The following is a 26313-nucleotide window of genomic DNA, read 5'->3' as shown; positions in this document are numbered from 1 at the left end:
CCAGCATGATCGTCCAAAAAATAAATTAGCATGGAGCTTTCCGAAAACACTTTTTTTGAGATCCACGAATATCTGAAAGGAAATGGTAATCCCGCGGCACGGGCTGATTTCGAGCAACGTTTGCGACAGGATCCGGAGCTGGCACAGGAAGTGCGGCTTCAAAAACGGATCCAATCGGGATTGAGAGCCAATGAGTTGAAGAAAGTGTTCGGACAAATCCACGAGCAGTTGCTTTCCGAGGGACTCCTTCCCGCAAATCACGAAGAAACTAAACACACAGCAACTAAGCCGCTGCCCGTCAGTACATCCAGAAAATTATGGCCCTATACGGCCGCGGCGGCGAGTGTGGTACTGGCGATAGGCATTACCTGGTTCTTTTACTGGTCTCCGCGCAGCCGTTCTCATATTGCAACAAGATCCGATCGGCAGGTTCCGATGGTGGCCGATTCAATGTCCGTTACGCCGAAGGCCACCAGCCCGGCGACAGACAAACAGACCGCACATCAGTCGTTGCCAAAGCGGCAGAAAGTGTCGCCTCCCTCTGCTGAGACCCTTTTTGCCAGCTATTTCAGCCAGCCGGGCGCATTGGAAAGCCCATTTTCCCGTGAGAAATACGGACTGAGCCCCGCAGCGCTGACCCAATGGCGTACGGACACGGCAACGGTGTTCCGAGGGGTCAGATTATTGGAAGAAGGCCATGCCGCATCCGCATTGGAAGAGCTCGGCAAATTGGAAAACAGCCGCTATCAGGAGCTGAAATCCAACGCTGCCTGGTATATTGCACTCGCATTGCTGCGCCTCGACCAGCGCGAAAAATGTCGTGGGCAGCTGAATGGCATTGTGACAGACAACGCAAGCCCTTATCGTGAAAGAGCCCGAAGGCTATTGGAGCAACTCGATTAATGAAACATACCCTTACACATTTATTAGTACTAATCTTATTTGCTGCCGGCTGCCACATGGATATTCCAGGAAAGCCGGTAGCTGATTTTTCTTTTAACCCTTCCGCCGGATGCCAGGCGCCGTGCAGCGTCACTTTTACCAGCACATCGGAGAATGCCGCCAACCTGCAATGGGACTTTAACGATGGGAGCCCCAAGGAAACAGGTGCCACCGTCACACACGAATTCAAGAATGGCAAAGATTACCACGTCAAACTGACCGCGAAAAGCGACGACGGGGGCAGTCACGGTGTGACCAAGATCGTGAACATCACCACAGCTCCGTCTGCGGTGCCGATTGCCGATTTTAGCTATACAATCTCCAGCGACAGCATTGCCCCGGCTACCATTAGTTTCAAAAACGAGTCGAAAGACGCCGACCGGTACGAGTGGCACTTCGATGATCCCGCATACACCACCGAGAACCCAAATACCAGTCAGGAGCAAGATCCGTCGCACACCTACATCAACGCAGGACGGTATGAAATTACATTAATCGCCTACAATGGCGACAAACCATCGGTACCCGTCAAAAAATCGATCCGGGTCAAGATCTCGGTCACTTCCATACATGCATTCAGCATCTCGGGAGGCGACAATTCCCCTACCGACATCGTGACGGACGTCAGCGGTAATATTTACGTATCGGGCACCTTCAAAGGCGCTGCGAATTTCGGTAACAGCATCACTGCATCATCCCGGAACGGCTCCACTGACTTTTTTGTAGCCAAGTACAATGCCAACTGGCAATGCCTGTGGGTGTATAACGATGGCAGCAACGGTGAGGACCATATCAACGACATTATCCTCGACAACAGCGGTAGTATTTACCTGGCAGGATACGTTTCCGGGACGATTGCCGGAGGAGGCGTAACGCCACGTGGTGGTTTGGACGGGTTTGTGATCAGCCTCAATACATTCACAAGCAAGCGGCAATGGATCAGCACATTCGGAGGACCTGGCGAAGATCGGGGACGTGCGCTCGCCTTCCACCAGACCCCCTCGGGTCCGAGGCTATACCTCGGCGCGACGATCGTCGGGGACGGTAAAACGAGTAATATCGAGTTCAACGAGACTAAATATGTAGCCGTTGGAAAAGATTTCTGCTTTGCATATATCAATCCGGTAAATGGCCAGATCACAAAATCGGTGCTCGTAACCAACCCCGGCGAACAATCCATAGAGGCATTGGCAGTTGACCAGAACGGCAATGTATATATGACCGGAGCGTCCGATAAGGGAATCTCCTTTCCCTCGGTAAAGCCTGCTATCACCAGTTTGGGTGCGATAGATGCTTACATCGCCAAATGGGCCCTGAGCACCGAGCAATTTGAATGGGCCAAACAAATCGGCTCGACGCTCGATGATTTCGGATATGACCTTGCCATTGACCGGCAAAATAGCGTGTATGTGACCGGGATGTCCAAAGGCTTCATCCGGGAGCTGAACGTGAGCTCGACCGGTGATGATAACGTGTATGTGGGCAAATGGAATTCTTCCGGGAGCGCGACTGCCGGCAAAAACGGATTTAATGAAAGCGACGCTGACTATACGGGCGGCATTGCCTTTACGCCGCGCGGTACCATCCTGGTTTCGGGCTCCTATTCTAAAAAAGGACGTTTCCCGTTCAGCAGCAATGCAACAGTGGAATCCTCCGGCGAAACGGACGTCATCATCACCGAACTCGACCTCAACGAACTCAATCCAACCGGCAATTTTCTGGTGACTGCCGGCGGGCCAGGTGAAGACAGGGCTGTAAAACTCTGCGTAACGCAGGACGCCTATGTGTACAGCGTAGGTAAATTTGTGGGTACATCTACCTACAATGGTGCCATACTCCGAGGTAACACCACGACTCCCGCAACCTATAACACCTACATCGTCCGGTATAAATTATGAAGGTAGTGCATCAAAAAAGAGCAGATGAAGCACCTGCTCTTTTGTTTCTGGATGTGAAGCCATTGCTTACACTTGACAATGACATAGACGATCATGTCGGTGATTTGTTACAGGTACCTGTGAATTGCAAGGGATAATTCACTTTTTAGTTTTCATCAATCCGTTCCGGAACTGGTAGCTGGCGCATTGGTACCAGGCAACGGCTTCATTGGTCAATTTCAGGTCCGCGCCCGCCTCCCGGGCAGACCCGTCTTTAAAATCCGGGCGGAATATGCCTGCTATTCGCTGCGGCTTCAGCACCACCAGCGAATCGTGCCGGATGTATCCCAGGCTTTGATAGGTACTGATAAACGCCCGCTCCCTGCCTGGTTCGAGTTTGAAAATGTCGTAGCCGAAAAACTTGCTGCGATAGGAAAAATGCAGCAAACCGAGGATCGTCGGACCTAGATCGATCTGGCTCATGAGCCTGGCCATCGTACCGGGCTGGATCAACTTCGGAGCATATACGAGTAAAGGTATCTTATACTTGTTGACGGGAAGGTCGGTTTTACCCGCGCTCGACGCACAATGGTCAGCGACGATGACAAAAAGCGTGTTACTGAACCAGGGCTTATTTTTCGCTTCCCTGATAAATCTGCCAATCGCATAATCCGTATATTTTACCGCCCCTTCCCGGCTGCTATGCGAAGGAATATCTATCCGTCCCGCCGGGTAGGTGTATGGCCGGTGATTCGAAGTAGTCATGATGTGTGCAAATACGGGCCTCCGGCTGTCATACACCTTGTCTATTTCGCGCGTTGCCAATGTAAACAGGTTCTCGTCAGCAACACCCCAAATGTTTTCGTAGTCGATATCCTTATCGGACAGTACCGTCCGGTCTACCACCTTGTAGTCATTGTGGCCAAAGAAGTATCCCATATTATCGAAATAGCCGTAACCTCCGTAAATGAACCTTGTCTCGTAGCCTTTTTGCCGGAATATCGAGCCCAATGAAAAAAGGCCCTCATTATGTGGCCTGCGGACAATAGACTGGCCGGGAGTGGGCGGTGTGCAGAGCGATAATGCTTCAAGTCCTCGCACGGTACGTGTGCCTGTCGCATACAGGTTTGTAAACAACAGGCTTTGCCCTGCCAGCGCATCCAGATTAGGTGTGATATGCTGTTCATTGCCAAAGGCGCCCAGAAAGTCAGCACTCAGGCTCTCCACGCTGATCAACACCACATTCATCCGGAGCTCTTTACCGGCATTCACGATATCCCGCTCGATGCTGAACGGGTTCTGGTTTATAAAACGGCTTTCGCTGGTTTTAATCAGTCTCCGCATCTGTCCAAAGGCTGCATTCTCCGGCAGTTTTCTATAAAACTGATTGTAATCCAGTTCATTGTTGCGGTAGGCCGCAAACAGCTCGTACATGCCGTTGCCTGCCAGCTCATTGACATAAGCATTGCCGCTAAACTGTCTGATTTTATTATCAACCCAAAAAAACACGACCATTAGCGACACCCCATAACCCAGCATGATCACAGACCGCATTCCGAACCGCATCAAATCCGATGATTTTCGTGCTTTCGCGATCTGCCCCGCCAGAAACCAGGTCAGCAAAGCGGTGAGCATCACCAACATACCAATGATAGCCTCTACCGGGTAGGATTGCCGGATATTTCCGACTACCTCCTGAGTGTAAACCAGGTAATCGACAGCGATAAAATTGAACCGGGAGTCGAACTCATCCCAGAAAACCCATTCGGAAACTGCGTTGAGGAGTAACAGGAATATGAAAAAGAACAACAGGGAGGTCTGTACCCAACGGTATCCCCTTTTTCCCACAAACCTTGCAGGCATCAGCCAGCCAAAAAGCATCAAAGGGAGAACAAAGTACAGGGCATTTATCAGATCGTAAAACAATCCGATGCCGAGCATTCCCAGGATATTGGTTAACTGGAAATCGACATTACTGCCGGACTTGATCATCAGCGCAAACCGGGTTAATGTCGAAACCGCGACCAGCAACGCCGCCACCATGAGCGGGGTGATCAGGAAATCTTTTTTCAAAATGCCCTTTTTAAAGGCTGTGGGAACGAACCGGATAGCAGTCGCCATTCAAAATGATTCTTGGAGGTGTCAGAAGGGCAATAGCCCTGTTTTCATACCGGCAACCTACCAGCCAATTCTGAATTCTTTTTGAATTTTGATCAATATGCCGGATACGGATGGCTCTTACCTTTTCCCCACTTATACCGATGCGTCCAGTAAGCCACTTTCATCGACAGATAGCCGATCCCCGCCCCTACCAGCACATCGCTGATGTAATGCCGGTTGTTCGCAACCCGCAGCAACCCGACCGAAGATGCGACAGTATAGGAGGCATAAGGCATCCAGGGATAGCGATCCTGGTATTCCTCATTCAGGAAGGTGGCAGCCGCAAATGCCTGGGTAGTGTGCCCGGAAGGGAAAGAATTGTAAGAACTTCCATCGGGGCGGAGCGTATGTGAGGCCGATTTGAGGAGCGTGGCTGTCGTAAGGGCCATCGCCTCTCCTTTGATCAAAATTACAGTCCGGTTGAGGATGTCGGTTTTTGAATGCATGCCGAAAGCATCGAGACCATAAGCGACTACGAGCGGCGAAAACTGCAGATAATCATCCACGTGCGTTCTGAACCGCGGCATAATGCGGTTACGCTCTTCTGCCAGCTCGTTTTTGACGGATTCCTCCGAATGCCCGTTGGCAATCAACCCGCCGATAATCAGGGATACCGGTGGATAAAACTGACGAAGTGAAAGCGGCTTTCGGACAGTCAGGCTGTCAACGGCAAAGGCATGGCGCGGAAACACCAGGGTAGAAAGTGTAAGAAAAACGATGAGGAGGCGCATGGGTAATGATGAATGACTGAATGAATGAATCATCCGCAGCGGAACTGGAACGAGTGGATAGGCTCAAAATTTATAACTATACCCCACCCGCACCACCTGCGTTTCGTAGTAGTCGCGGCTGGTGTAATTAAAGCCGTCGCCGGCAACCTGCTTCCGGATCACCAGCGTTCCAAAAAGGTCAGTGGCGTTTACGAAGACTTCTCCTTTGCTCAGCTGTCGTTTGGCTCCGGCATCGACCGAGAAACGATAGTCGGTGCGCCCCTGTGGCACAATGTCGGGGGCCTGATAAATGGCTGCGATCTGCAATTCCGCTTTTTTGCCTTTCAGTACTGCGTTCACTTTCGCGCTACCAGAAGTCAGTGTCTGCTTATCCGCCCTGTAAACTGACGGAACCGGGTACAGATTTTTGACGAAAAATGCATTGATCGTGTTTTTGTAAATGTTTCCATTGACGTGCAATGCAAACCATGGAGCCAGATCCTGCTGCCATTCGAGCTCTCCACCGGCATTGTAACTTCTGCCCGCATTTTGAAAAATGTTATAAATCAAAGTACTACCGGGAAGGGTAGTCCCGATGCGCGTGATCGTGCCGTTGATCTGCTTGTGATACAGGGCCGCATAGAGCGAACCATTGGTCCAGCTGGTTTTGTAGCCTGCCTCCCAGGAACTGGTGAACTGCGGTTTAAGGGCCGGGTTACCTATTTTGATGATCTCTGCGTCATCGTATTTTGGAAAAATACGGATATCGACCTCATTTGGCCTGTCGACACGGCGGTTGTAGAACAACGAGACCTTATTATGTTCATCCAGCTTATAGGCAAACCGCACATTGGGAAATGGTTTGGCATAGCTGTAACCATCGCTGTGGTAGGTCGGATGTGTGGGATTGACGTTGTAACGGAGATCTATGTACTCCACCCGCAGCCCGGCTTCCACTTCGAAGTTTCTGTTTTCAAAAACATAGTTGCCATACACTGCGGGAATGGTTTCCTTATAATGTGCCCAGCCACCGGCCAGGCTGTCGATCGGCGAATTCAGGCCCGGAAAAAACTGCATGTTGGTCGGTATAAAGCGCCTTCTCAATTTCAGCCCGCCTTCGAACCGGCCATACCGGAGCGGGCGAATGTAGTCGGCATTAAGATCGAATACATTTTCGTCCGACAACAGCTTGAATGCATCTTTACCCGTAAAATCGGGCATGATGTTGGTGAAAAAGTACTGTTCGTTTTCACGATGAAATGTGTAGTTCAAACCTATATTTAACAAATGCCCCGGCTGTGCATACCTATGCTGGTAGGAAGCGCTTGCCGTTACGGTCGTTTTCAACTCGTCTTCCAGGAACTGCCACAAGCGGTTTCTTTTCGTCAGGTCTGCATTGAAAAATGGCTCGTCGCCCCGGTCGAGGATTTTCTCGCTGCTAAACAATGCCGAGACCGAGAACGCATTATGGTCATCGAAATTCCAGTCGGCACCCGTTTTGGCGGTGATCACATTAGTACTTCGGTTTCGTTTGGTCTGCTGGCGCACGGTACCACCACTGTTGTAGAAGCGGTCCACAAATTCATTCTTGTTGAGTGTAGGCGTATGCAGGTAATCTCCCTGAAAAAAAACATTGACCTTTTGTTTTTTGTAGTTCAATGCCAGCGAAGGATTCAGTTTGAGCGTATTGCGGTACTGCGGTCTGATATCGGGCAGGTTTGCTTTCCTGACCCACAATGCGCCCAGCCCGGCTGCCATCCCGATTTTCCCGTTAAAACCCTCCTGCTTGTTCTTTTTATAAATGATGTTGATAATGCCGGCATTGCCGTTGGCGTCGTACCGGGCCGAAGGATTGTTGATGATCTCGATCTTTTCGATAGCCGAAGCCGGTATGTTGTCGAGGCTTGTCTGGCTGCCGAAGCCGGTCAGGGCTGTCTGCCGCCCGTCGACCAGGATCGCCACTTTGTCGCTGCCGCGGAGAAGCACCTTCCCGTCTTCCCCGGCGGTGACACCCGGCAGGTTTTTCAGCGCCTGCAACACAGAGCCCCCGCTCTGGCTCACATTTCGGGTAAGGCTGAACGTCTTCTTGTCGAGCCTGTCGTCAACGCCGTCAACCTCCCCGCCCGTTACTGTAACCTCCTCCAGGACGTGCGTATCCTCCTGCATTCCAATCGTTCCCAGGTCCAGAAACGCACTCAATGTGCCCACCATAATGATTTTCTGCACCTGCTTGTACCCCAGCGAAACGCATTCGATGCGGTACTGGCCGCTCTGTACATCGGGCAGGCTGAACCTCCCCTGCTCGTTGGTGATGGTACCTGTTACAAATGCGCTATCTTTTTCCGCTTTCAATACGACATTCGCAAACGGGACGACTTCGGCCTTCTCCGCCGATTTAACCTGCCCCGAGAGTGTTACCTTGCCCACTTGCGCCCGGACCTGGGCAGAAGCAAACGCGCAACACAGCAGCATCAGGAATCTCTTCACAGCCATTCAGAATAACTTTTTGATGATCTGACGGCAAAAATGAAAAGTGATTTGGAAGAAATTTGGAATTCAGAAACGGACGGAAAAATGATGCAAATGGTCACGGAACGCATAGCTGATCTGCCAGCCGTACCGCTCGCATATCTCACGTGCGATGGCCAGCCCGAGCCCGCTGCCCGCGTGCTGCACGGATGCCTGTGCAAACCGCCTGAACAGATTTTCCTGTTGTAATGCCTCATGTCCGGAGTTCGATACCACGAGGGTCCCATCCCCTGACCGTACCGTCAGTTGGCCGCCTACGGGCGTGTACCTGACCGCATTGACCAGCAGATTGGTCAGCAGAATCTCCACCAGTACCGGATTGGCCACTACCAATACTTCGCCGATATGTCCGGAATACCGGAGCGCATTGTTTTCGAAACGGTCGGCAAACTGGGCGATAAGGTCACTCAGTATTTTATCTAGCGGAAGATATGCTATTTCCTCAAACTGCGCGTGCTCGATTTTTGCCAGCAGCAACAGGTTTTTATTAATCCTGGAAACCCGGTTGATCGCCTGGTACATTTCCTCCACGATCTGCATTTGCCCGGCATCGAGGGAGCGGCTCTGCAACAGCATGTCGAGTTTGGATTTGACAATGGCCAAAGGCGTCTGCAATTCGTGGGAGGCATTTTCAGTAAACTCTTTTTGCTGGCGGTAGGACGCCAGGCTTCCTTCCATCAACCCGTCCAGGCTATCGTTCAGATCCGCGAACTCAGTCACCTCCGAAGCAGGCAGCGGCACTCTTCGGCCGCTTTCCAGCCGGAATGTACGCAAGCCGGCCAGCGTTTCGTAAAACGGTTTCCAAATCCGCAACGCCGTTTTTCGGTTCAGATAAATGAACCCGGCCAGCAACAGCATAATAAAGAAGATCGTAACCGCCGCAATCGCCAGGATCGTTTCATCGATCTCTTCCATATTGGTTTCGATCAGGACCCTGAACAGCTTACCACTGACACGGATGTCGGTCAGCAGGCAACGGAACTGCTCGCGGTCATTCATGAAGGTATCGAAACGGATGACCGTGTAGAGACTATCGGGGCGCGGCCCCGCGGCCTCATCAAACGAAAAGCCAGGCTGCACCTTATCCAGCACGCCGATCATGTTCTCGATGGCGGAATCCGGCAGGCTGAGATGCGTCAGTCGCTTTTCAAGTTTTTCGCGGATCGCGTAATGGTGTTTGTCGAGCTCGTTTTCCCAGATCCAGTCGATGATCAGAAAGTATACCGGAATGCTGATCACCAGCACCACCAGCGCATATACGATCAGCGGCCGCAAACTCTGGTCGAGTAATTTCTTCATCCTTCCCATTTGTAGCCTGTCCCGTAAATGGTTTTCAGGTAATTGCGGTAGCCGGCCTCATTCAGCTTCTTTTTGAGGTTTTTGACATGGGCATACACAAAATCGTGGTTATCAAACATGTCAGCAATATCGCCGGACAAATGCTCCGCCAGAGCACTTTTAGCAATCACCCGGTTTTTATTCCCCATAAAAAACAAAAGCAGATCGAGCTCCTTTTTTGTCAGTACTACCGTGGCATTATTGACACTCACCGTTTTACCCAGCAAATCCACTTTCAACTCATTCTGAACAATGCTGTTATGATTTCCAAAGCTCCTTCTCCGGATCACCGAATAGATACGCGCCGCAAGCTCCGGCAAATGAAATGGTTTGGCGAGGTAATCATCGGCTCCTGCGTGCAGCCCGCGTATCTTGTGCTCATAATCGTCTTTGGCCGAAATAATGATGACCCCATCCTGTTGTCCCTGTGCTTTGAGAGCTTCCAGGATATCCATGCCGCTTCCACCGGGAAGCATCAGATCGAGGAGAATGCAGTCGTACCGGTACAGATCCACTTTCTCGCGTGCCTGCTCCCACGTAGCCGCGTACTCGCACAGGTAGTCCTGCGCGGACAGGTATGCGCCAATGCCCGCCGCCAGTTCAGGCTCGTCTTCGATGATGAGAATCTTCATTCCGACAATTTACCGCAACAATTTGGATTTCTTTTTGAATACTAAACCCAAAATCTCCATGGATCTCTGCAAAAAAACACTAAAATTAAATGTGCATTGTCCCCGTCGTAAATATCCGGTCGTCATAGGGGCAAATCAAACCATTTACATACCATGAAAGAGTTCACATTGATCTTCAGACTCAACAACCAACAGGACACGAAACCTACGCCCGAGCAGATACAGGAGCGCATGAACTGGCTCGCGGGCATCGCTGCTCAAAACAAGCTGGCCGACAAGGGCAATACCCTTTCCACAGAAAGCGCCAGAACCGTATATCCCGACTCGGTGGTGACTGACGGTCCTTACACCGAGATCAAGGAGTTCATTTCCGGCTATGTGATCGTGAGGACCGAGACGATCGAAGAGGCTGTTGAACTGGCCAAAGCCAACCCGATATTCAAAATCGGCGGTAATGTGGAGGTAAGGGAAGTAATGCAGCGAAAATAGTCCTGAAAAATGAGTCTGACCGCCGTATTACCGGAGACACTGATCCCTCGTTTGTTCAGGCTCGAATATGCCAGAATGACGGCTGTACTTTGCCGTCATTTTGGCCTAAAACACATTGAAACCGCAGAAGACATTGTCAGCGAGACGTTTTTGAAAGCCACGGAACTATGGCCGCAGCAGGGTATGCCGGAAAACCCGGTGGCGTGGCTGTACACCGTCGCTAAAAACAAAGCCAAAGACCACCTCAAACATACCAATCTGTTCGACCGCCAAATCAAGCCCACATTGGAAGCCGCTTCGGCGTCATCGGAAAATGGCTTCGATTTCTCAGAACAGACCATTGCAGACAGCCAGCTCGCCATGATTTTCGCAGTTTGCAATCCGGCTAACACGCCCGAATCGCAGATCTGCCTCGCGTTGCAGATCTTGTGCGGATTCAGCGTGGAGGAAATAGCCGATGCATTTCTGACCCGACGGGAAACCATTAAAAAACGTTTGTTACGTGCCCGCGGCAACCTGCGAAAAGACGGATTTGAGATACAGCCGTTGCAGGAAACTACCATCCGAAGGCGCCTGGACATTGTTTTACGCACCCTTTACCTGCTCTTCAACGAGGGTTATTTTTCCAAATCCAATAGCCGTCAGATACGCGTTGACCTATGCTCAGAAGCAATGCGACTCTGCCTACTCGTGGTTCAGAATCCGCTCACGCAATGCCGGGAAGCTGAGGCATTGCTGGCGTTGATGTGCTACCAAAGCTCGCGCCTCGGCGCACGTACGGGCGAGGGAGGCGATCCGGTCCTGTATGAAGACCAGGACGACGCCTTGTGGGACCGGGAGTTGATCGGCCGCGGCAACCAGTACCTCGTTTCCGCCTGCTCGGGCGAGACGGTTTCCAGGTACCACCTCGAAGCTGGCATCGCTTATTGGCATACCGCGCCCGGCCAGCCTGATAAATGGCACCATATCCTGCACCTCTACAACCAGCTGATCCTCATCGAATACGCTCCCATGGCCGCATTGAACCGGACATTTGCGTTTGCCCAGGTACACGGAGCGGAAGCAGGGCTCGCTGAGGCACGGAAACTTAATCTCACCGAAAACAATCATTACCACTCGCTGCTAGGATATTTGCTTGCCGGTCATCAACCGGAAGAAGCTGTTTCGCATTATCGCCGCGCGATCGAACTGAGCAAATCCGGGGCGGAAAAGCGTACCTTACGCGCGGCGATAACCCGTATTGAAGGGAAAAGTGAGGCCCGGTAGCCTCACCATATCTGTCTTTTTGAAGCGGATCATTTTCCCAGAATATTGTCTAGCACTTCATCCAGCGCTTCGTTAAGTGATTTCGGAGATTCGAGCATGGGGTAATGGCATGTCCCCTGTATTTCAATGAGTGAATAACCATGGGACGCATGGGTTTTCAATGCTTCCACATTCGTAGGCATATAGTTCACATTCACCAGGTTCATTTTGACTTTCAGCAACGGCATGCATTCCTTTTCAATCCGGTCCATTACAAAAAACTGTGGCAAGGTCTGCTGTCCCATCGGCTCATAGGATTCGCGGTAAGCCTGTACAATCTTATCGGTGATCCATTGAGGGGTGTCGGCTGTGAGCAGGACCATTCTGGCATATTGCTCATTGGTTCCAGCATATTCTTTCCTGGCATTTTCCAGGATTTCATCGACCTGGCTGTGATAAATTTCAGGAAGCGGCGTGGCGAGGTTTTTAAAATTATCGACGCCAATGAAACCGGTCACCGGGCCGGGATAGCGGGCGGCGGCCATCAAAATCAGGTTACCGCCCAGCGAATGACCGATCAGGATTACGTTTTTAAGTTCCAAATGATTAATGAGGTTGACGATGTCGTCGGCCATGGAATCCAGCGTCCATGCTGTCCGGTTTTTACCCGAAGCCCCGTGTGCGGCCAGGTCCATGGTCACCACGGTGTACTTTTCCTTGAAGAATGCCACCTGCTCCTTCCAGTAAGTCTGGTCGATGAATGAGCCGTGGACAAAAAGCAGGGCTACGGGGCCGCTGCCGTAAACATTGTAACTGATTTCGAGATCATGGCTGATGAACGTTTTCATAGGGTTGCCGGTTGTTGTGAACAATTGATTTCCACAAAGAAATCGCGCCATTGTGACAACCTTATGTCAGTAATCCGATGAAATTGCAAAAAAACACCTCAAAAGATAAAGTTGCTTCCATTCCTGCATCCAGCCTCGATTTCCTGGTTCAGCTCGAAGCCAATAATGACCGGGACTGGTTCAATGCCCGCAAAGACCGCTATCAGGAAGAGCTCAAAGCCATCGAGCATTTCGCGGACGCGCTGCTCGCAGAAATGAATATGCATGATCAGCTCGAAACACTGACGGGTAAAGAAAGCCTGCATCGCATTTACCGCGATACCCGCTTTTCGACGAACAAAACACCTTACAAAACCAACTGGAGCGGCGCGTTCCGGCGTGCAACCAGGTTCCGGCGGGGCGGTTACTACTTCCATATCGAACCCGGCAACAGTTTTGTGGCCGGCGGCTTTTTCGGGCCTAATGCCCAGGATCTGAAAAAGATCCGCGACGAAATTGCTTTCGATGCAGCACCATTACGCAAGATCATCGGTGATCCGGCACTCGTTGCAGCTTTCGGTGCATTGCAGGGTGAACAGCTCAAAACAGCCCCGAAAGGCTTCGACGCCCAGCATGAAGCCGTTGACCTTCTCCGTTTCAAACAATTTCTGCTCATCCGGCATTTTTCCGATCAGGAAGTGTTGAGCCCTGATTTCACAAGAAAAGCCAGCGAGACCTATCAGCATATGCGCCCGTTCTTCGACTATATGAGCGAGGTACTGACGATAGATGGAAACGGCGAGTAACTTTTTCCGTCTTTCTTACTAACTTTTGCAGGATCAATTGTTCCTAAACCACTCTTCCTGACATGAAAAGACAATACCTCCTGGGAATCATGCTGCTGTTCCTGGCGGGCTATGTCCGGGCACAAGGCAATCTGGACAGCCTGTTCGAAATACGCGGCTTCGCCATCGCCGCTCCCAAACCCGATGGACTCAATGATTTTATTAAGTTTATCGACCAGGAGCTCGCCCCCAGAAAAGTAAACACCCTCATTCTGCGGGTCGATTTCAACTACCGCTTTGAAAGTCACCCGGAGCTCCGCGACTCGGTGGCACTTTCCAGAAAGGATGTGCGAAAACTCGTCGATGCCTGTAAAAAAGCGCATATTCATGTGATCCCGCAAATCAACCTGCTCGGGCACCAATCGTGGGCCAGTAAAATCGGCAACCTGCTGCGGGTTTATCCGGAATTTGATGAAACACCATGGGTCAGCCTGCCACCGGAAGGTCAGTACAAATGGCCTAATCCGGACGGGCTCTACTGCAAAAGCTATTGTCCCCTGCACCCCGGCGTGCACAAAATAGTGTTCGAGCTGGTGGACGAAATCATGGAAGTTTTTGAGGCCAAAGCTTTCCACGCAGGTATGGACGAGGTTTTTTACCTGGGTGAGGATAAATGCCCGCGCTGTGCCGGCAGGGACAAGGCCGTGCTCTTCGCAAACGAAGTGCAGAAAATCCGTGACCATCTCGCCATGCGCAACCAGGAACTCTGGATCTGGGGCGACCGCCTTATCGACGGACGTACCACCGGGATTGGACTTTGGGCTGCGAGTTACAACCACACCTGGCCCGCAATCGACCTCATTCCACGCGATGTCGTGATCTGCGACTGGCAATACGACCGCGATAACCAGACGGCCGTCTATTTCGCACTAAAGGGATTGCGTGTCGTAACCTGTGCCTGGAACAAACCGGCAGTAGCCGTAGAACAGGTCGATGACGTGGTGCGATCGCGAAATTTATCCAACAAACAGTTGAAAGGCCGTTTCTACGGTATTGCGCACACCGTTTGGTCCGGACCAACGCCATTTCTCAAAGGCTACTACGAGAATGCCTCCGACCCGAAAAATGGAGATAACACGCCCTGGCACACATTCAAGGCGATGTATGAGCAGATCGGAAAAGCGGGAGGTGGAAAGTAGCCGCCGGCTATAATATTTTCATGAAGGCAATCAATGCCTTTTTTTCGGAATCAGCCAGATCCAGCTTGTCAAAGGGCAGGGTCTGGTTTTCGAGTTTAAAACCCAGGCCATTTCCGCCTCCCCTGTCATAAAAGTCGACAACCTCTTCGAGCGTTTGGAATACACCGTTGTGCATGTAAGGGGCGGTTTTCGCTACATGACGAACCGTCGGCGTTTTGAACGCGAACCGGTGCGGCTCTCGTTTGGTCAGAACAAATTTACCTACATCCGGGTCTACAATTTTGCCTTCCGCTGTGGCAGGAGTGCCCAGTACCTCACTTTCGGTTTCCTGGTAAGCGGGCGGCACCGTTCCGTTGAATAGCGGGAAGAAATGGCAGGTTGCACATTTGGCTTTCCCCATAAAAAGGTTGAAACCCGACTTTTCTTCGGCAGTGAGCGTTACTTTGTCGCCACGAAAATACTGGTCCATAGGTGAGTCCAGTGAAGAAAGTGAGCGGATGTAAGAAGCAATAGCGTTTTTCAGGGTCGTTTCGGTTAATCCGTCGTGATATGCTGCGTCGAAAAGCTTTTTATAATCCGGCTGTCTCTGCAATGCGGCCACGGCGTCGGGTAATGAACCGTGCATTTCCTCCGGGTTACGGATCACGTCGCTGGCCTGATCTTCGAGGAACGCGACCCTCGAATCGGCAAACTGGACGGCCTGGAACGAGGCATTGAGCAAAGTAGGCGCATTGCGGCTGATGCGCGTGCCACCGAAACCCACTGCAAAGCTCTTGGGTTCCCCGTCTGTAAATGCCTTGTCGGGCTGATGGCAGGTTGCGCAGGTCCTGCCTGAGTTGTTGGACAATACAGGATTGAAAAACAGCATTTTACCAAGCGCAATACGCTGGTCTGTCATGGCCTGTTCCTCAAAATTGACAAAATAGCCGGCATTGAATACTTCACGATCCGTGAGTGTACGTGCTGATGCCGAAAGCAACCTTTTCTCTGCAAAAACAGGGATTCCCAATGCGCTTTGTGCTTCGAGCAACCCGCTGCTCAATGGATTTGCATAGTTTTTGATGAATTCCAAACGATCGAAACCGTCGAACCCCGGTGCACGACCCAGATAGGCGGCCGCGGACGCGAAGACACTGTCCAGCTGCGTGGCCATTTCGGAGTGCTCCTCCACAAGCGGGTAATGAGCCAATTGTTCGCGTATGCCGGACAGCGAGGCGGCAACCTCGGGCAGAGAATGGAAGGCAACGGGCGAGTCGAAGCCGGTAATGCCCAGGGTTATGAGCCTGAAAACTTCCAGCCTCATCGCGTCGAACACATGGCTGTCCGTGAGTTCATTGCTTTCCGATATCTTCCTGAGCCGGTTCACATTGGCCCGGATCACCGTGGCCGTATGAAGCGCCTCGGGATAGGTACTTGCCTCAATCGCGGGGAAAATCGTTTCTTCCAGCACCTGAAAACCCTGCGGTTCATTAACCCGCAGGTCGTCATCCACCTCAGGAATATTCGGGCCGTTCAACGCTTTGGTCGTTTCGGGACTGTAATAGGCTGACAGGAACTCGATTCGCTTGTAGGCGAGCCTTGCCTGCCTGAAAGATCCCTGAATACGGGAGGCCGGACGGTGTTCGCGGATGTCTTTCTGCAAACGGCTTACTGCGCTATCCAATGCAGTGATGTTCTGCATGAACGTCTTTTTGACCTGACCCGCCGGCGCAGGTCCCGGGCTCGTCACCCACCAAATCAGGCAAACGATTAGCGGGATAGAAATGACCAGAAGCAGTAAAAAAAGGAGCCGCCGATGGCGGTAGATGAATGATTCAGGGTTGCGCGCGAATTTCAGCATAAACTCAGGAGCGGGTAAATATTGGAAATGCAAAAAACTCCTGACCCGAAAATTCCGGCCAGGAGTCTGAAAACTATAAAATTAACGAGGCAGACCTTCAATAAGAATGAGCTGGCTGGCCTGGTTCTCCGATTTACGGACAGAACCACCATCGACGCCTTTATACTTATCCCCACGCCATGTGTGTGCCTGAATGCCGAGCATGAATGTATTCGGACGGCCCGTTACATCAGACACGTCGATCATACCGCTGCTTTCCCACGAACCAAATCCGGAAGTACCTCCCACGTTGTATTTGGCAGCATCAGCCTCGGTACGGCGGTGATCTATTTCCAACACCGCCGTGAGCTGTTTTGTGTTGAGGTTATACTGGTACACATAACCGTCGTGCTTTTCATCACCGTAACCATTCGGGTCTTCCATGATGTAGATGTAATCGTTGGTAACACAAACGTTGTCAGGATTCTGGAACGTTTTGGCGATACCGGTGCGGTCGTCGCCATCGAGCAATACTTCGAGTTTGCCCTTGAAAGGATCGTTTGCATCGAGGACGACACGGTATACCCGCCCGTATTTCGAGCGGGAGTAATCTGCATTTACACCGGCATTATCCTGGCCCGTTACGGCAAAAATAACTTCACGGCCATTTGCGCCGCCACCCTTGCGATAGTCGACATCCTCCACGCGACCGAACTTCATCGCTTTCAAATCATTTACTTTCGCATTGATCTGTGCGCCGGTCAGTGTTTTGTGGTTGTCTATTTTAACAAACTCAATATCATAGGCAGAACCTGGCTTCATGTCCATTTCACGCTGGTTGTTGTCCGTACGTTTCAGCATATAAAGGGCGCCGTTATCGAGGTCGCCTACGGTATTGGACATATACATAGCTACCTGTCCGCCATTCACATCCGAATCGTCGTCACCGATGACAATGACTGTTTTACCGGGATAAGCAGTTTTGGGTAGTGGAACCGCGTTTTCAGCGCTCCATCTTCCCAAACCGGCCACCTCGCGGGAGATGTTCGCCTGACTTACATCGGAATCGACATTCAATGCATGGGTACGTGATTCCTGGCCGCTTTCGCCGGAGGTCAGGAACACGGGCCCAAAGCCGTGCTCGATCGGCGTTGCCAGCGTAGCCGAGCACAACCGCCATGTACCACCATCCGAGTTCAGGACATACTCGCCCTTCACAGGTTTGAATGCTTTGTCGAGTGTAATGCGGGATACCGCGAAATTATCCTCGTTGTTGACGAGAATGGTATAGTTGCCGTCGGGGTTCTGGAAAAGGCCGGCACCGTCGGCGGAGCCTCCGAATACGTAATTTGGCGATTGTTCGAGCTGGTCGTCGCTGCTGAGGAGCGAGTAAAGTTTCACATTGGTTCCGGCAATGCGGCCGTTGGTAGCGCCGGGCAGCAATTTCGCCAGTACTGGTGTTACCGAGCGGTTCTGCAGGGTAATGTCCGGGCTGTCGGGAGCCCGGTGATCCTGACAAGCGCCTAGTACGAGCAAGCCCGCCAAAGCAGATGAAGAAAGTAAAGGTTTCACGGTGAACATAAACTGTTTGAATTAAGTGATACAGCAACACAAAGTACACCGTTTCACTTCTCTCAGAGTTTACGCATTTATTATCAGTTTGTTAAGATGAGGTTATCCTGCAAGCTACATGTAACCCTCCGGCAAAATATTTTGATTTGCCACCGTTGTGCCTCTATCTTTGCCGGCTTACCATCGATCCTATGCCGACACTCAAAAAAACACTTATAACAACGCTCATTGCCGGGGCTCTCCTCACTCCTTTTGCATCCAGGGCACAAAACAAGCCGAGGAAACTGCCGTTCGTCCAGGAGGCCTGGTCGAAAGATTATCGTCCCTTTCGCATTGCGGGTAACCTCTATTACGTGGGTACTTATGATCTGGCGTGTTACCTCATCGCAACGCCGAAAGGCCATATACTGATCAATACCGGACTGGAAACCTCGGTACCCCTTATCCGCAAGCATGTGGAGGCGCTTGGTTTTAAGTTTGCCGATATTAAAATACTCCTGGCCACCCACGCGCATTATGACCACGTGGCGGGTATGGCGGCGGTAAAACAGGCTACCGGTGCGCAATTGATGATCCAGGAAAAAGATGCAAAGGCCATGGCCGACGGCGGAGCTTCCGATTATGCGCTCGGCGGCCACGGCAGCACTTTCGAGCCGGTGCAGGCCGATCGGTTGCTCAAAAACGGTGAGATCGTAAAACTGGGCACGATGCAGGTGAAATTGCTCCACCACCCCGGCCATACGCCCGGTGCGAGCAGCTTTTCATTTACTGTCAGGGACGAGAAACGCGCTTACAAGGTATTGATCGCCAATATGCCCAGCATCCTCGACGAAACCAGACTATCGGGAATGCCAGGTTACCCGGAAGTGGGCAAAGACTACGCAAGGACATTGGCGAGTATGAAAAACGAACAATTCGATATCTGGTTGGCGTCGCACGCGAGCCAGTTTGCCCTGCACGAAAAACACAAACCGGCCGATGCTTACCGGCCGGAAGCATTTTTTGACAAAGCTGGTTATGAAAAATCCATTGCCGAACTGAAAAAGGACTACGACGAGAAGAAGAAACAGAAGTAGGGCTGAATTCATTGCTCAATCAGGCCGGGGAGAGTGAACCAACATTCTCTCCGGGCAAGAAAACATAGAAAGTGGTACCGTCCCCCTCCTCGCTTTCGAACCAAATTTTCCCGCCATGCGCTTCGACGATCTGTTTGGAAATATACAAACCGAGCCCAAACGCCTGCTCTCCCGATGTCCCGGGCCGTTTGGAAGTCGTAAACGGATCGAAAAGCCTGGGAGTAGCTTCCACGGGAATACCCAGCCCATGATCTTCGACGGATATCGTGACGCCGTTGTCCGACGGTACCACATTGACGTGGATCGTTTCGTGTTCCGGACTGAATTTAATCGCATTGACGATGAGGTTGTTCAATACACGCAGCAGCTTGTCGGGATCCACATGGATTACCAACTGTGACAGATCGCCCAGAATAAGCCGCTGGTTCTTTTCGGCCGCACGGAAAGTCAGGAGCGTTACCGCGTGATCGAGGAAAACCCGCAAGTCCACCGGTTTTTTCTGCAATTCGGTTTCTTTAAAATCAAAATCAGTTTGGAGCAAATCACTGATCATATGCAGGCAACTATTGCTGGATTCATGGATCAGTTCCACATACTGGCGCGCTTCTTCCGCCGTCGTATCGTCTTCTTTCAGCAGGGAGCATAAGGCATTGATCCCGCCGATCGGGTTTCTCAAATCGTGTGCCACCATTTTGATCAGCCTCGCATAGTTTTGGTTGCTTCTTTCCAATGCGTCACTCGTCGATTCCAATTGCCGGAACTGCATCGTCAGTACCTGATTGGTCTTTTTGCTGAGTTTCCAGTTTCTCCACAGGAAAACAATGCTGAGCAGGGTCAGTACGCACACGGCAATGGCCAGGGTAAGCATTCTGGAATTATACCTGGATGTCATCTGAGCTGAAATCAGCTGTTGATCCTTCACCGCATACTCGATATAGTCGATCGCAGAGGCCCGGTCGATCTCCGCCTGCTCATCGTACAGTTTAAGCAGTTTCCGGCTATACATAAGCGCATTTGCATCCCCGCCCCGACCGGTGTAATGGTCGTATAGCTTTTTACAGACATCCCTTGCATACATCCGGTAATTCTTCTCCTCCGCCAATTCCAGCGCGTGGGTGTAGTATGCAATCCCCTTTTCCTGATTTTTACCCAGATAATAGTCCCCCAGATTGAGCAACAGGTCCATACTGAGATAGTACAGTTTCATTTGCAGGGCTCGATCCAGCGTAGCTTGCAGCAATGTCAGGCCTTTTTCGTCTTGCCGGTGTGCAAGCAGGTCCCGGGCCCGGAGCTGGTCCAGGGCCAGTTCCATTCGAATGTCCCGGTAGCGGGTTGCGATACTGAAAGCTTTGTCGATGAATGCGTCTTTTTTCGAAGCGGTGAACTGCCGCGGGTATAGCAGCATATAATTGTACATCACCAATGCCGTAATGGAGTCGTGCTCGATGCGGCTACCCAGCGACAGGGCCCTGTTAAAATTGCCAAGCGCTTTGTCGTCCCTTCCGCTGATACTGTACACCATGGCGATGTTCATGAGCGTCTGTACGATGTTCGACGAGTCACCCAATGTCACGTATTGGTTATACGCATCGTTATAGTAGCGCAGCGCCAGCTGAATATTTCCTTTGATATCGAAAACCACACCGAGGTTATTCGTCGCATCGGCAAGCCCTTGGTGGTAATCGTGCCGGAATGCGATTTCCCGGGCCATCAATGCGTAGTAAAGCGTGCTGTCGGCGTCCTGTTCGTAGAAAAGCAGCGAGATGCGGTTGACGACATCTACATATTGTGCACTGTCACGGATGGAGGTAAGGCGCGTCTGTAAGTCGCGTATTTTATTGACCTGTCCTAAAACCGGTCTCAATAGTGATACCAATAAAACCGCAAAAGTAAACAGGGTCTTCATGGAACCGGGTTTATGTCACACTAAGTAAGCCATATGTGCTCGAATAAATATTACAAACTTTCGATTCAAATCCAAGAAAAATCATGAGCACCCTGTGTGCTATACACCGAACAGGGCGGTCCGGGATTCCCGGCCGCCCGCTGTTACGGTGTCTATCATCGGTTTTAGTTATTCGGTTGTGGTTCCGGGCTGAAAGCCCGGGTTGGGTTGGGCAGTTCTGGTTCCGATTTGAGTCCGAGTTCTAGTCTGTCCCACTTGTTGTGTCTGGTCCTTGCCGGTGCCGGTGCCGATGCCCCAGGGTTGAAACCCTGGGTTAATAGCCGGGGTTTTGTTTGAGTTGGGGAGACGAGTTTAGGACAGTCTGCCCGATCGGGAAGATCTCGGTATGGTTATCGGCGTCTGCCGTTTTATCCCACCACGTGCCCTTATTGAACACACCCCATCGGATCATATCCGTACGACGGCGGCCCTCGACGAGAAACTCGCGTCCCCACTCATCGATCATTTCCTGGTCGTTCAGCTGACTCCCGTCTGCTTTGTACAAACTGGCAGAACCCGCCGGATAGTTACGTTTGCGGACTGCATTCAGCAATGCCGCAGCGGTCGCCTTGTCACCGGCCCGGTATTTGCATTCTGCCAGCGAATAGTAAATCTCGGCAAAACGGATCTCGGCATAGGCAGAAGAAATCTTGTTCAGGTCGTCACTCGGATAGAACGGATATTTGACCGGGAAGATACCCGAGTTGTTATCCGCATTGTTCATATTCGAGGTTTTGTCGGCAATCGGCATACCTGGTTTCGCATCCAGGAATTTGCCTACCTGATCACGGAAGTACAATGGGTAGGGCCCTTTGAAGCCGCGCACGGTATCGGCCTTGCCCGCCGCGTTGGTATACGTAAGGTACCCTTGCAGGAACATCCCTTCCCGCTTGCTGTTCCCCAGGTTCTTGTAGGTCTTCAGACGCAGGTCGTCCGGGTATTTTTTAAATTTGATGAAAGGCTTGCCCAGTGCAAACGGATATTCCTTGCCATCGACATCCAGACCCGGCTGCATCGCATATTTGGGGTTTGCGTTGCCAAAATCGGTGAATCCAAAATAGTTTGGTGCGAGGTTCGGCAACATCCAGAAATACATTCCGCTGTCGTATTGCCAGTGTGTCAGCCCGAAACTGCCCGGAAAGCCGAACACCGTTTCCTTCGATTTCGAGTTATTATAATCAAATGGCGCGTCCCAGCGCGATTCGAGGGCGTAGGTACCATATTTGCCGTCGATCATGTCCTGGCAAAGGGAAGCGCAATCAGCGAAGCGGTCGGTACCGGTGTAAACCTTTGCATTCAGGTAAAGCCGCACGAGCAACGATACTGCCCCACCCTGCGTCCAGCGGCCGACAGCGTTATCGCCCAGGCTCTGGACAGTAGGCAGCTTTGGCAACGATTCTTTCAACTCCTGTTCAATGAATGCAAATGCCTCCTGAGGCGTCACCTGCGGGCCTCCGTTGGTTTCGCCTTTTACCTTTGTAACGATCACGATGTTGCGGTAGAAATCGAGCAGACGGATGTTCAGCCACGCACGCAATGTCCGGAGCTCCGCGATCATCCCGTCGAGTTCTTCCTGCGTCATCTCGAATTTGGAAGGATCCTGAATACTCTGTAAATCTTCCAATGAGTTGGTCGCCAGCGTTACGCCGCCGTAAAGCGCATTCCAGGGATCAGCCGTGTAGCCGTCGTTGGGTGTCCAGGTGTGGTAATGCACACGCTGGAACTGGCCGCCGTCGAACCAGTCGCCCTGGCGGTTGGGAGTCATGATCTCATCGGAGCTGTTTTCCTGCAACATAAATGTGCTTCCGCCCTGAATACTCCAGTAGCTGTGTTCGAATGCACGCAGAAAGTCGCGGGTAACGTCCTCACGGGTTTGGAGGAAGTTTCCGGAAGTAATGCGGTCATAAAGCTCCTCGTCGAGGTTGGTGCAGCCTGCGGTCGCCATCAGCAGCATGCCGGCACCCAGACGGCCTATGTTTTTAAATATGTGATTGCTTTTCATTGGTATTTCAAATATTAGAAGGTAAGCTGAACGCCCATGAGCAACTGCGTAGTCGACGGGTAGTAATCGAGCGTGCCATTGTTGTCTGAGTTTTTATTGACCCCCGGATATAATCCGTTCACTCCTATCAGATCAGGGTCGCCGCCGGTAAACTTCGTGAAAGTAGCCAGGTTCCGTGTCGTCGCATAAATGCGTACCGATTGCAGGAACTTCGTGTTAACGGGCTGTGTGTAGCTCAGCGTAACATTATCGATCTTTACAAATCCACCGGATTCCAGGAAGTAATCCGAGAGCGTGGAATAGGTCGCCGGATTGGTCAGTTTGGAATATTTACCGCCATCGTAAGCCGACGTCAGCACATTGGTATTCTCCTGGGTTGCAGGCGTACCCAGGTAAAATGCATAGGTATTGAACAGTTTGTAGCCAAATGAACCGCGCAGGAACACGCTCAGGTCCCATTGCTTGTATTTGAAATTATTGGAAAGACCCATTGTAAACTTGGGCAGACCGTTACCAACAAACTGCTTATCGTCGTTGGTCGCCTGGTTACCCGGGATCACTTCGCCTTTTTTGTTATACACCAGCAATGTGCCATTTTCGTCCACGCCGGCTGATTTCAGGGCATAGAAACTGCCGATCCGCGTGTCTTCCTGCAAACGCTGCAATGTACCTGGGCTACCTGGCGCCGGCATGCCTACCACGTCGACGTATTTCTGGCCTTTGAAAAGCACATTGGAGAAAGAGACAAACTTGTTGTTGTTATAAGCGCCGGTGAAACCAAGGTCGTAGCTGAAATCGCCTTTGCGAAGTACGGTTGCATTCAACTGCAATTCGATGCCGGTGTTACGCATCGTCCCTACGTTCGCGAACGTCTGGCCCTGGATGTTCGGCGGGTTGGACACATTGTAGTTCCCCAGCAAATCCTTGTTGGTACGGATGTAATAGTTCAGACTGCCCCACAGCTTGTTGCCCAGCAATTCGAAGTCGATACCGGCATTGAAGTTGGCGGCCTTCTCCCAGCGCAGATCGTAGTTGGTGTTCTGGCTTGGGCCCCAAACCTGATAGTTGGTGCCATTGTATAAATAGTAGCCATAGCCACCGTAAGTATCGAGCGAAAGGTAATTGTCAAAATCCTGGTTACCCGTTTCACCGTAGTCCGCACGGATTTTGAGTTCGTTCAGCCAGGGAATGTCTTTCAGGAAGCTTTCCTGCGTGGCCCGCCAGGCCACAGAAGCCGCCGGGAAGTAACCCCATTTATTGGAATACCCGAATTTCGAAGACCCTTCACGGCGCAAACTGGCCGACAGATAATACTTTTGGTCAAAATCGTAGTTCAGACGACCAAAGAATGCGATCAGCTTCGAGGAGTTTTTGTACGAACCCACGTTGTTGACCCCTTGCTGCAAATTCCACAAACCACTTTCTAAATCATTATAAGTCAGTACATTGGAAGGGAAATTCTCGTTCTTCGCATTAAAACCCGACGATGTGAAATACTGAAACGAATATCCTCCGAGCAGCTTGACCGAATGCTTGTTCAGGTCGAGGTAGTAGTTCCCGATCCATTCAAAGCTCTTCTGGTCTTTTTCCTCCAAAATCTGTTCACCCGTGTTCCGTTTGCTTCCATTGATAATGGTCGTGAGCGTGGAAGGTGAAAACAGGTACCGGCGCATGGACGAATTAACCTCTCCGATAGTCACCACGGTGTTGAGGTTTTCAAGGATATTAATCTTGGCAGAACCGTTCATATCGAGGAGTTTATACTCTCTGTCGGACTCTACTCCCCTGGCGACTTCAACCGGGTTATTGGCAAAGAATCCGGAAGTCAGATAGGCATACTTGCCGGTCGAGTCGCGCACGGAGAGCGTCGGGTTCAGGGTCAGTGCGTAATTAAAACCGCTGTAATCGGCATCGCTGGTTTTGGTGTAGCGGGGCGCAGCGGTAAAGGCCAGCTCGACCAGGTTATTGGCCGACTTATGGTTAATATTGATCCGGCCGCCATACTCGCGTTTCGCAGAACGGAGATCTATTCCGTTGGCGTCGCGATAATCGAGGGAGGTAAAATAGTTGGTTTTGCCATTGCCGCCCGAGAATTGCAGGGTATGCTTTTGCGAAAACGAAGGGTTACGCGCTACTTCCTTCATCCAGTTGGTATTGCCGCCAAAGTCGACACCCCGCTTGTGTGCAAGGAAATCGTCTTTCGACAATACCTCCAGTTGGTTGGTGGGAAAGTCGAAAGTAGCATAACCGTCGTAGAATATACGCGACTCGGCTGAGCCCTTCTTCGTCGTGATCACGATCACCCCGTTGCTGCCGCGCGTACCATAAATAGCCGATGCCGCACCGCCTTTCAACACGTCGATCGATTCGATTTCGTTCTGGTTGATGTTGTCGATATTGCCGCCCGGTACGCCGTTGATCACAAACAGAGGCCCGAGCCCCGCGCTGCGCGAAGACGCCCCCCGCAACTGAATGCTCGGTGAAGAGTTAGGATCGGCCGCGGCGGTGTTGGTCACCGATAAGCCCGCCACTTTACCCTGAATGGCCATCAGCGGGTTATTACCGCCCGTACGGAGCAGATCTTTGGCAGAAAGGTGCGTAATAGCGCTGGAAACCTCCTTTTTATTGAGCGAACCATAGCCAATGACGACCACCTCGTTCAACGTTTTACGATCTTCGACCAGCATTATCTCCACGAATGTCTTGCCGCTCACATCGATATCCTGACTCACATAACCTACATGAGACACGGTAATGACGTTTGCCGATCCATTGAGTTGCATCTTAAATGTACCATCCACGTCCGAGACGGTACCGTTGGTCGTTCCTTTTTCGACAACGGACACACCGGGCAATATACCCTGCACGTCGGAAATTTTACCGGAGATTCCGACGCCCTGCGCACCGGCTTGCCAGGCCAGCAGCACCAGCAGCAGGCAGCCCAGCAAAGTGGTTGCACGCGTCAGCTTGCTACTTACCGGTCGTTGCCTTTTGCCCCGGCCGGTTGGTTTGTATAAATTCATGTTCATGTAAGATTGATGGGTAAATTGCTCCGCAGCGTTGTTACTTTTTAAGTATAATATTGGATTAATTAAGAATGCTGCGAAGTTCCGGGTTTCGCAGATAACCGAATGATCGATTTGTCTCAATTTTGAATCAAAATGTC

At 51.4% G+C, this 26313-nt stretch carries 18 protein-coding genes; 7 read left to right on the top strand and 11 right to left on the bottom strand.

The genetic code is table 11. The features are described from left to right. The first annotated feature begins 30 nt into the window (after positions 1-30). Both BP71_RS28120 and BP71_RS28115 read left to right on the top strand, forming a co-directional pair. Positions 31-903, top strand: coding sequence for a hypothetical protein (locus BP71_RS28120; RefSeq protein WP_496384914.1), 873 nt, complete (start codon positions 31-33; stop codon positions 901-903). Between the two features lie 56 nt (positions 904-959). Beyond that, positions 960-2840, top strand: a complete 1881-nt coding sequence (locus tag BP71_RS28115; RefSeq protein WP_496384913.1) for a PKD domain-containing protein — start codon at positions 960-962, stop codon at positions 2838-2840. Positions 2841-2978: 138 nt separating this feature from the next. On the opposite strand, the gene BP71_RS28110 is transcribed toward BP71_RS28115, so the two are convergent. The 5 genes from BP71_RS28110 to BP71_RS28090 all read right to left on the bottom strand — a co-directional run bounded on the left by BP71_RS28110 (position 2979) and on the right by BP71_RS28090 (position 10188). Beyond that, complete coding sequence (locus BP71_RS28110) at positions 2979-4892, bottom strand: LTA synthase family protein (RefSeq protein ID WP_496384912.1); 1914 nt, start codon at positions 4890-4892, stop codon at positions 2979-2981. Between the two features lie 140 nt (positions 4893-5032). Beyond that, positions 5033-5710, bottom strand: a complete 678-nt coding sequence (locus BP71_RS28105; RefSeq protein WP_496384911.1) for a phosphatase PAP2 family protein — start codon at positions 5708-5710, stop codon at positions 5033-5035. 63 nt (positions 5711-5773) lie between these two features. After that, entirely contained in the window at positions 5774-8182 is a 2409-nt protein-coding gene (locus BP71_RS28100) for a TonB-dependent receptor (protein ID WP_496384910.1), read from the bottom strand. A 63-nt stretch (positions 8183-8245) separates the two neighbouring features. Then, a complete protein-coding gene (locus BP71_RS28095) occupies positions 8246-9517 on the bottom strand; it encodes a sensor histidine kinase (protein WP_496384909.1) in 1272 nt (423 codons plus the stop codon). Beyond that, positions 9514-10188: a response regulator transcription factor gene (locus BP71_RS28090; protein ID WP_496384908.1), complete on the bottom strand. Its 675-nt coding sequence runs from the start codon at positions 10186-10188 to the stop codon at positions 9514-9516. The genes BP71_RS28095 and BP71_RS28090 overlap by 4 nt, the downstream gene beginning before the upstream one ends. Before the next feature lie 153 nt (positions 10189-10341). On the opposite strand from BP71_RS28090, the gene BP71_RS28085 reads away from it, so the two are divergent. Together BP71_RS28085 and BP71_RS28080 are read left to right on the top strand one after the other, a co-directional pair. Further along, a complete protein-coding gene (locus tag BP71_RS28085; protein ID WP_496384907.1) occupies positions 10342-10677 on the top strand; it encodes a YciI family protein in 336 nt (111 codons plus the stop codon). 9 nt (positions 10678-10686) lie between these two features. Then, a complete protein-coding gene (locus BP71_RS28080) occupies positions 10687-11943 on the top strand; it encodes an RNA polymerase sigma factor (RefSeq protein ID WP_496384906.1) in 1257 nt (418 codons plus the stop codon). 29 nt (positions 11944-11972) lie between these two features. Here the strand turns inward: BP71_RS28080 and BP71_RS28075 are convergent, their stop codons facing one another. Beyond that, positions 11973-12770, bottom strand: a complete 798-nt coding sequence (locus BP71_RS28075) for an alpha/beta fold hydrolase (protein ID WP_496384905.1) — start codon at positions 12768-12770, stop codon at positions 11973-11975. 77 nt (positions 12771-12847) lie between these two features. Here BP71_RS28075 and BP71_RS28070 point away from each other — a divergent pair, with 77 nt between their 5' ends. Beyond that, the gene (locus BP71_RS28070; protein ID WP_496384904.1) at positions 12848-13555 is read left to right on the top strand and encodes a DUF2461 domain-containing protein; all 708 of its coding nucleotides are present in this window, start codon (positions 12848-12850) and stop codon (positions 13553-13555) included. Positions 13556-13617: 62 nt separating this feature from the next. Next, positions 13618-14733: a family 20 glycosylhydrolase gene (locus tag BP71_RS28065; RefSeq protein ID WP_496384902.1), complete on the top strand. Its 1116-nt coding sequence runs from the start codon at positions 13618-13620 to the stop codon at positions 14731-14733. Positions 14734-14740: 7 nt separating this feature from the next. On the opposite strand, the gene BP71_RS28060 is transcribed toward BP71_RS28065, so the two are convergent. Both BP71_RS28060 and BP71_RS28055 read right to left on the bottom strand, forming a co-directional pair. Next, complete coding sequence (locus BP71_RS28060; protein ID WP_496384901.1) at positions 14741-16573, bottom strand: cytochrome c peroxidase; 1833 nt, start codon at positions 16571-16573, stop codon at positions 14741-14743. A gap of 81 nt (positions 16574-16654) precedes the next feature. Beyond that, positions 16655-18133, bottom strand: a complete 1479-nt coding sequence (locus BP71_RS28055) for a PhoX family protein (RefSeq protein ID WP_496384900.1) — start codon at positions 18131-18133, stop codon at positions 16655-16657. A gap of 182 nt (positions 18134-18315) precedes the next feature. Here BP71_RS28055 and bla point away from each other — a divergent pair, with 182 nt between their 5' ends. Further along, entirely contained in the window at positions 18316-19200 is an 885-nt protein-coding gene (gene bla, locus BP71_RS28050) for a subclass B3 metallo-beta-lactamase (RefSeq protein ID WP_496384899.1), read from the top strand. Between the two features lie 19 nt (positions 19201-19219). Here the strand turns inward: bla and BP71_RS28045 are convergent, their stop codons facing one another. From BP71_RS28045 to BP71_RS28035, 3 genes are all read right to left on the bottom strand, one after another. Further along, positions 19220-21106 carry an ATP-binding protein gene (locus tag BP71_RS28045; protein ID WP_496384898.1) on the bottom strand — a complete coding sequence of 629 codons (1887 nt, stop codon included), beginning with the start codon at positions 21104-21106 and terminating at the stop codon, positions 19220-19222. Positions 21107-21419: 313 nt separating this feature from the next. Continuing rightward, positions 21420-23147, bottom strand: coding sequence for a RagB/SusD family nutrient uptake outer membrane protein (locus tag BP71_RS28040; RefSeq protein ID WP_496384897.1), 1728 nt, complete (start codon positions 23145-23147; stop codon positions 21420-21422). Positions 23148-23161: 14 nt separating this feature from the next. Then, on the bottom strand, positions 23162-26170 hold the full coding sequence (locus BP71_RS28035) for a SusC/RagA family TonB-linked outer membrane protein (protein WP_496384896.1): 3009 nt from the start codon (positions 26168-26170) through the stop codon (positions 23162-23164). Positions 26171-26313 lie beyond the last annotated feature (143 nt).

The organism is Dyadobacter ginsengisoli DSM 21015 (genome assembly GCF_059568735.1).
The sequence above is the reverse complement of the archived record's forward strand: the minus strand, read 5'-3'. Positions and strand labels throughout refer to the sequence as shown.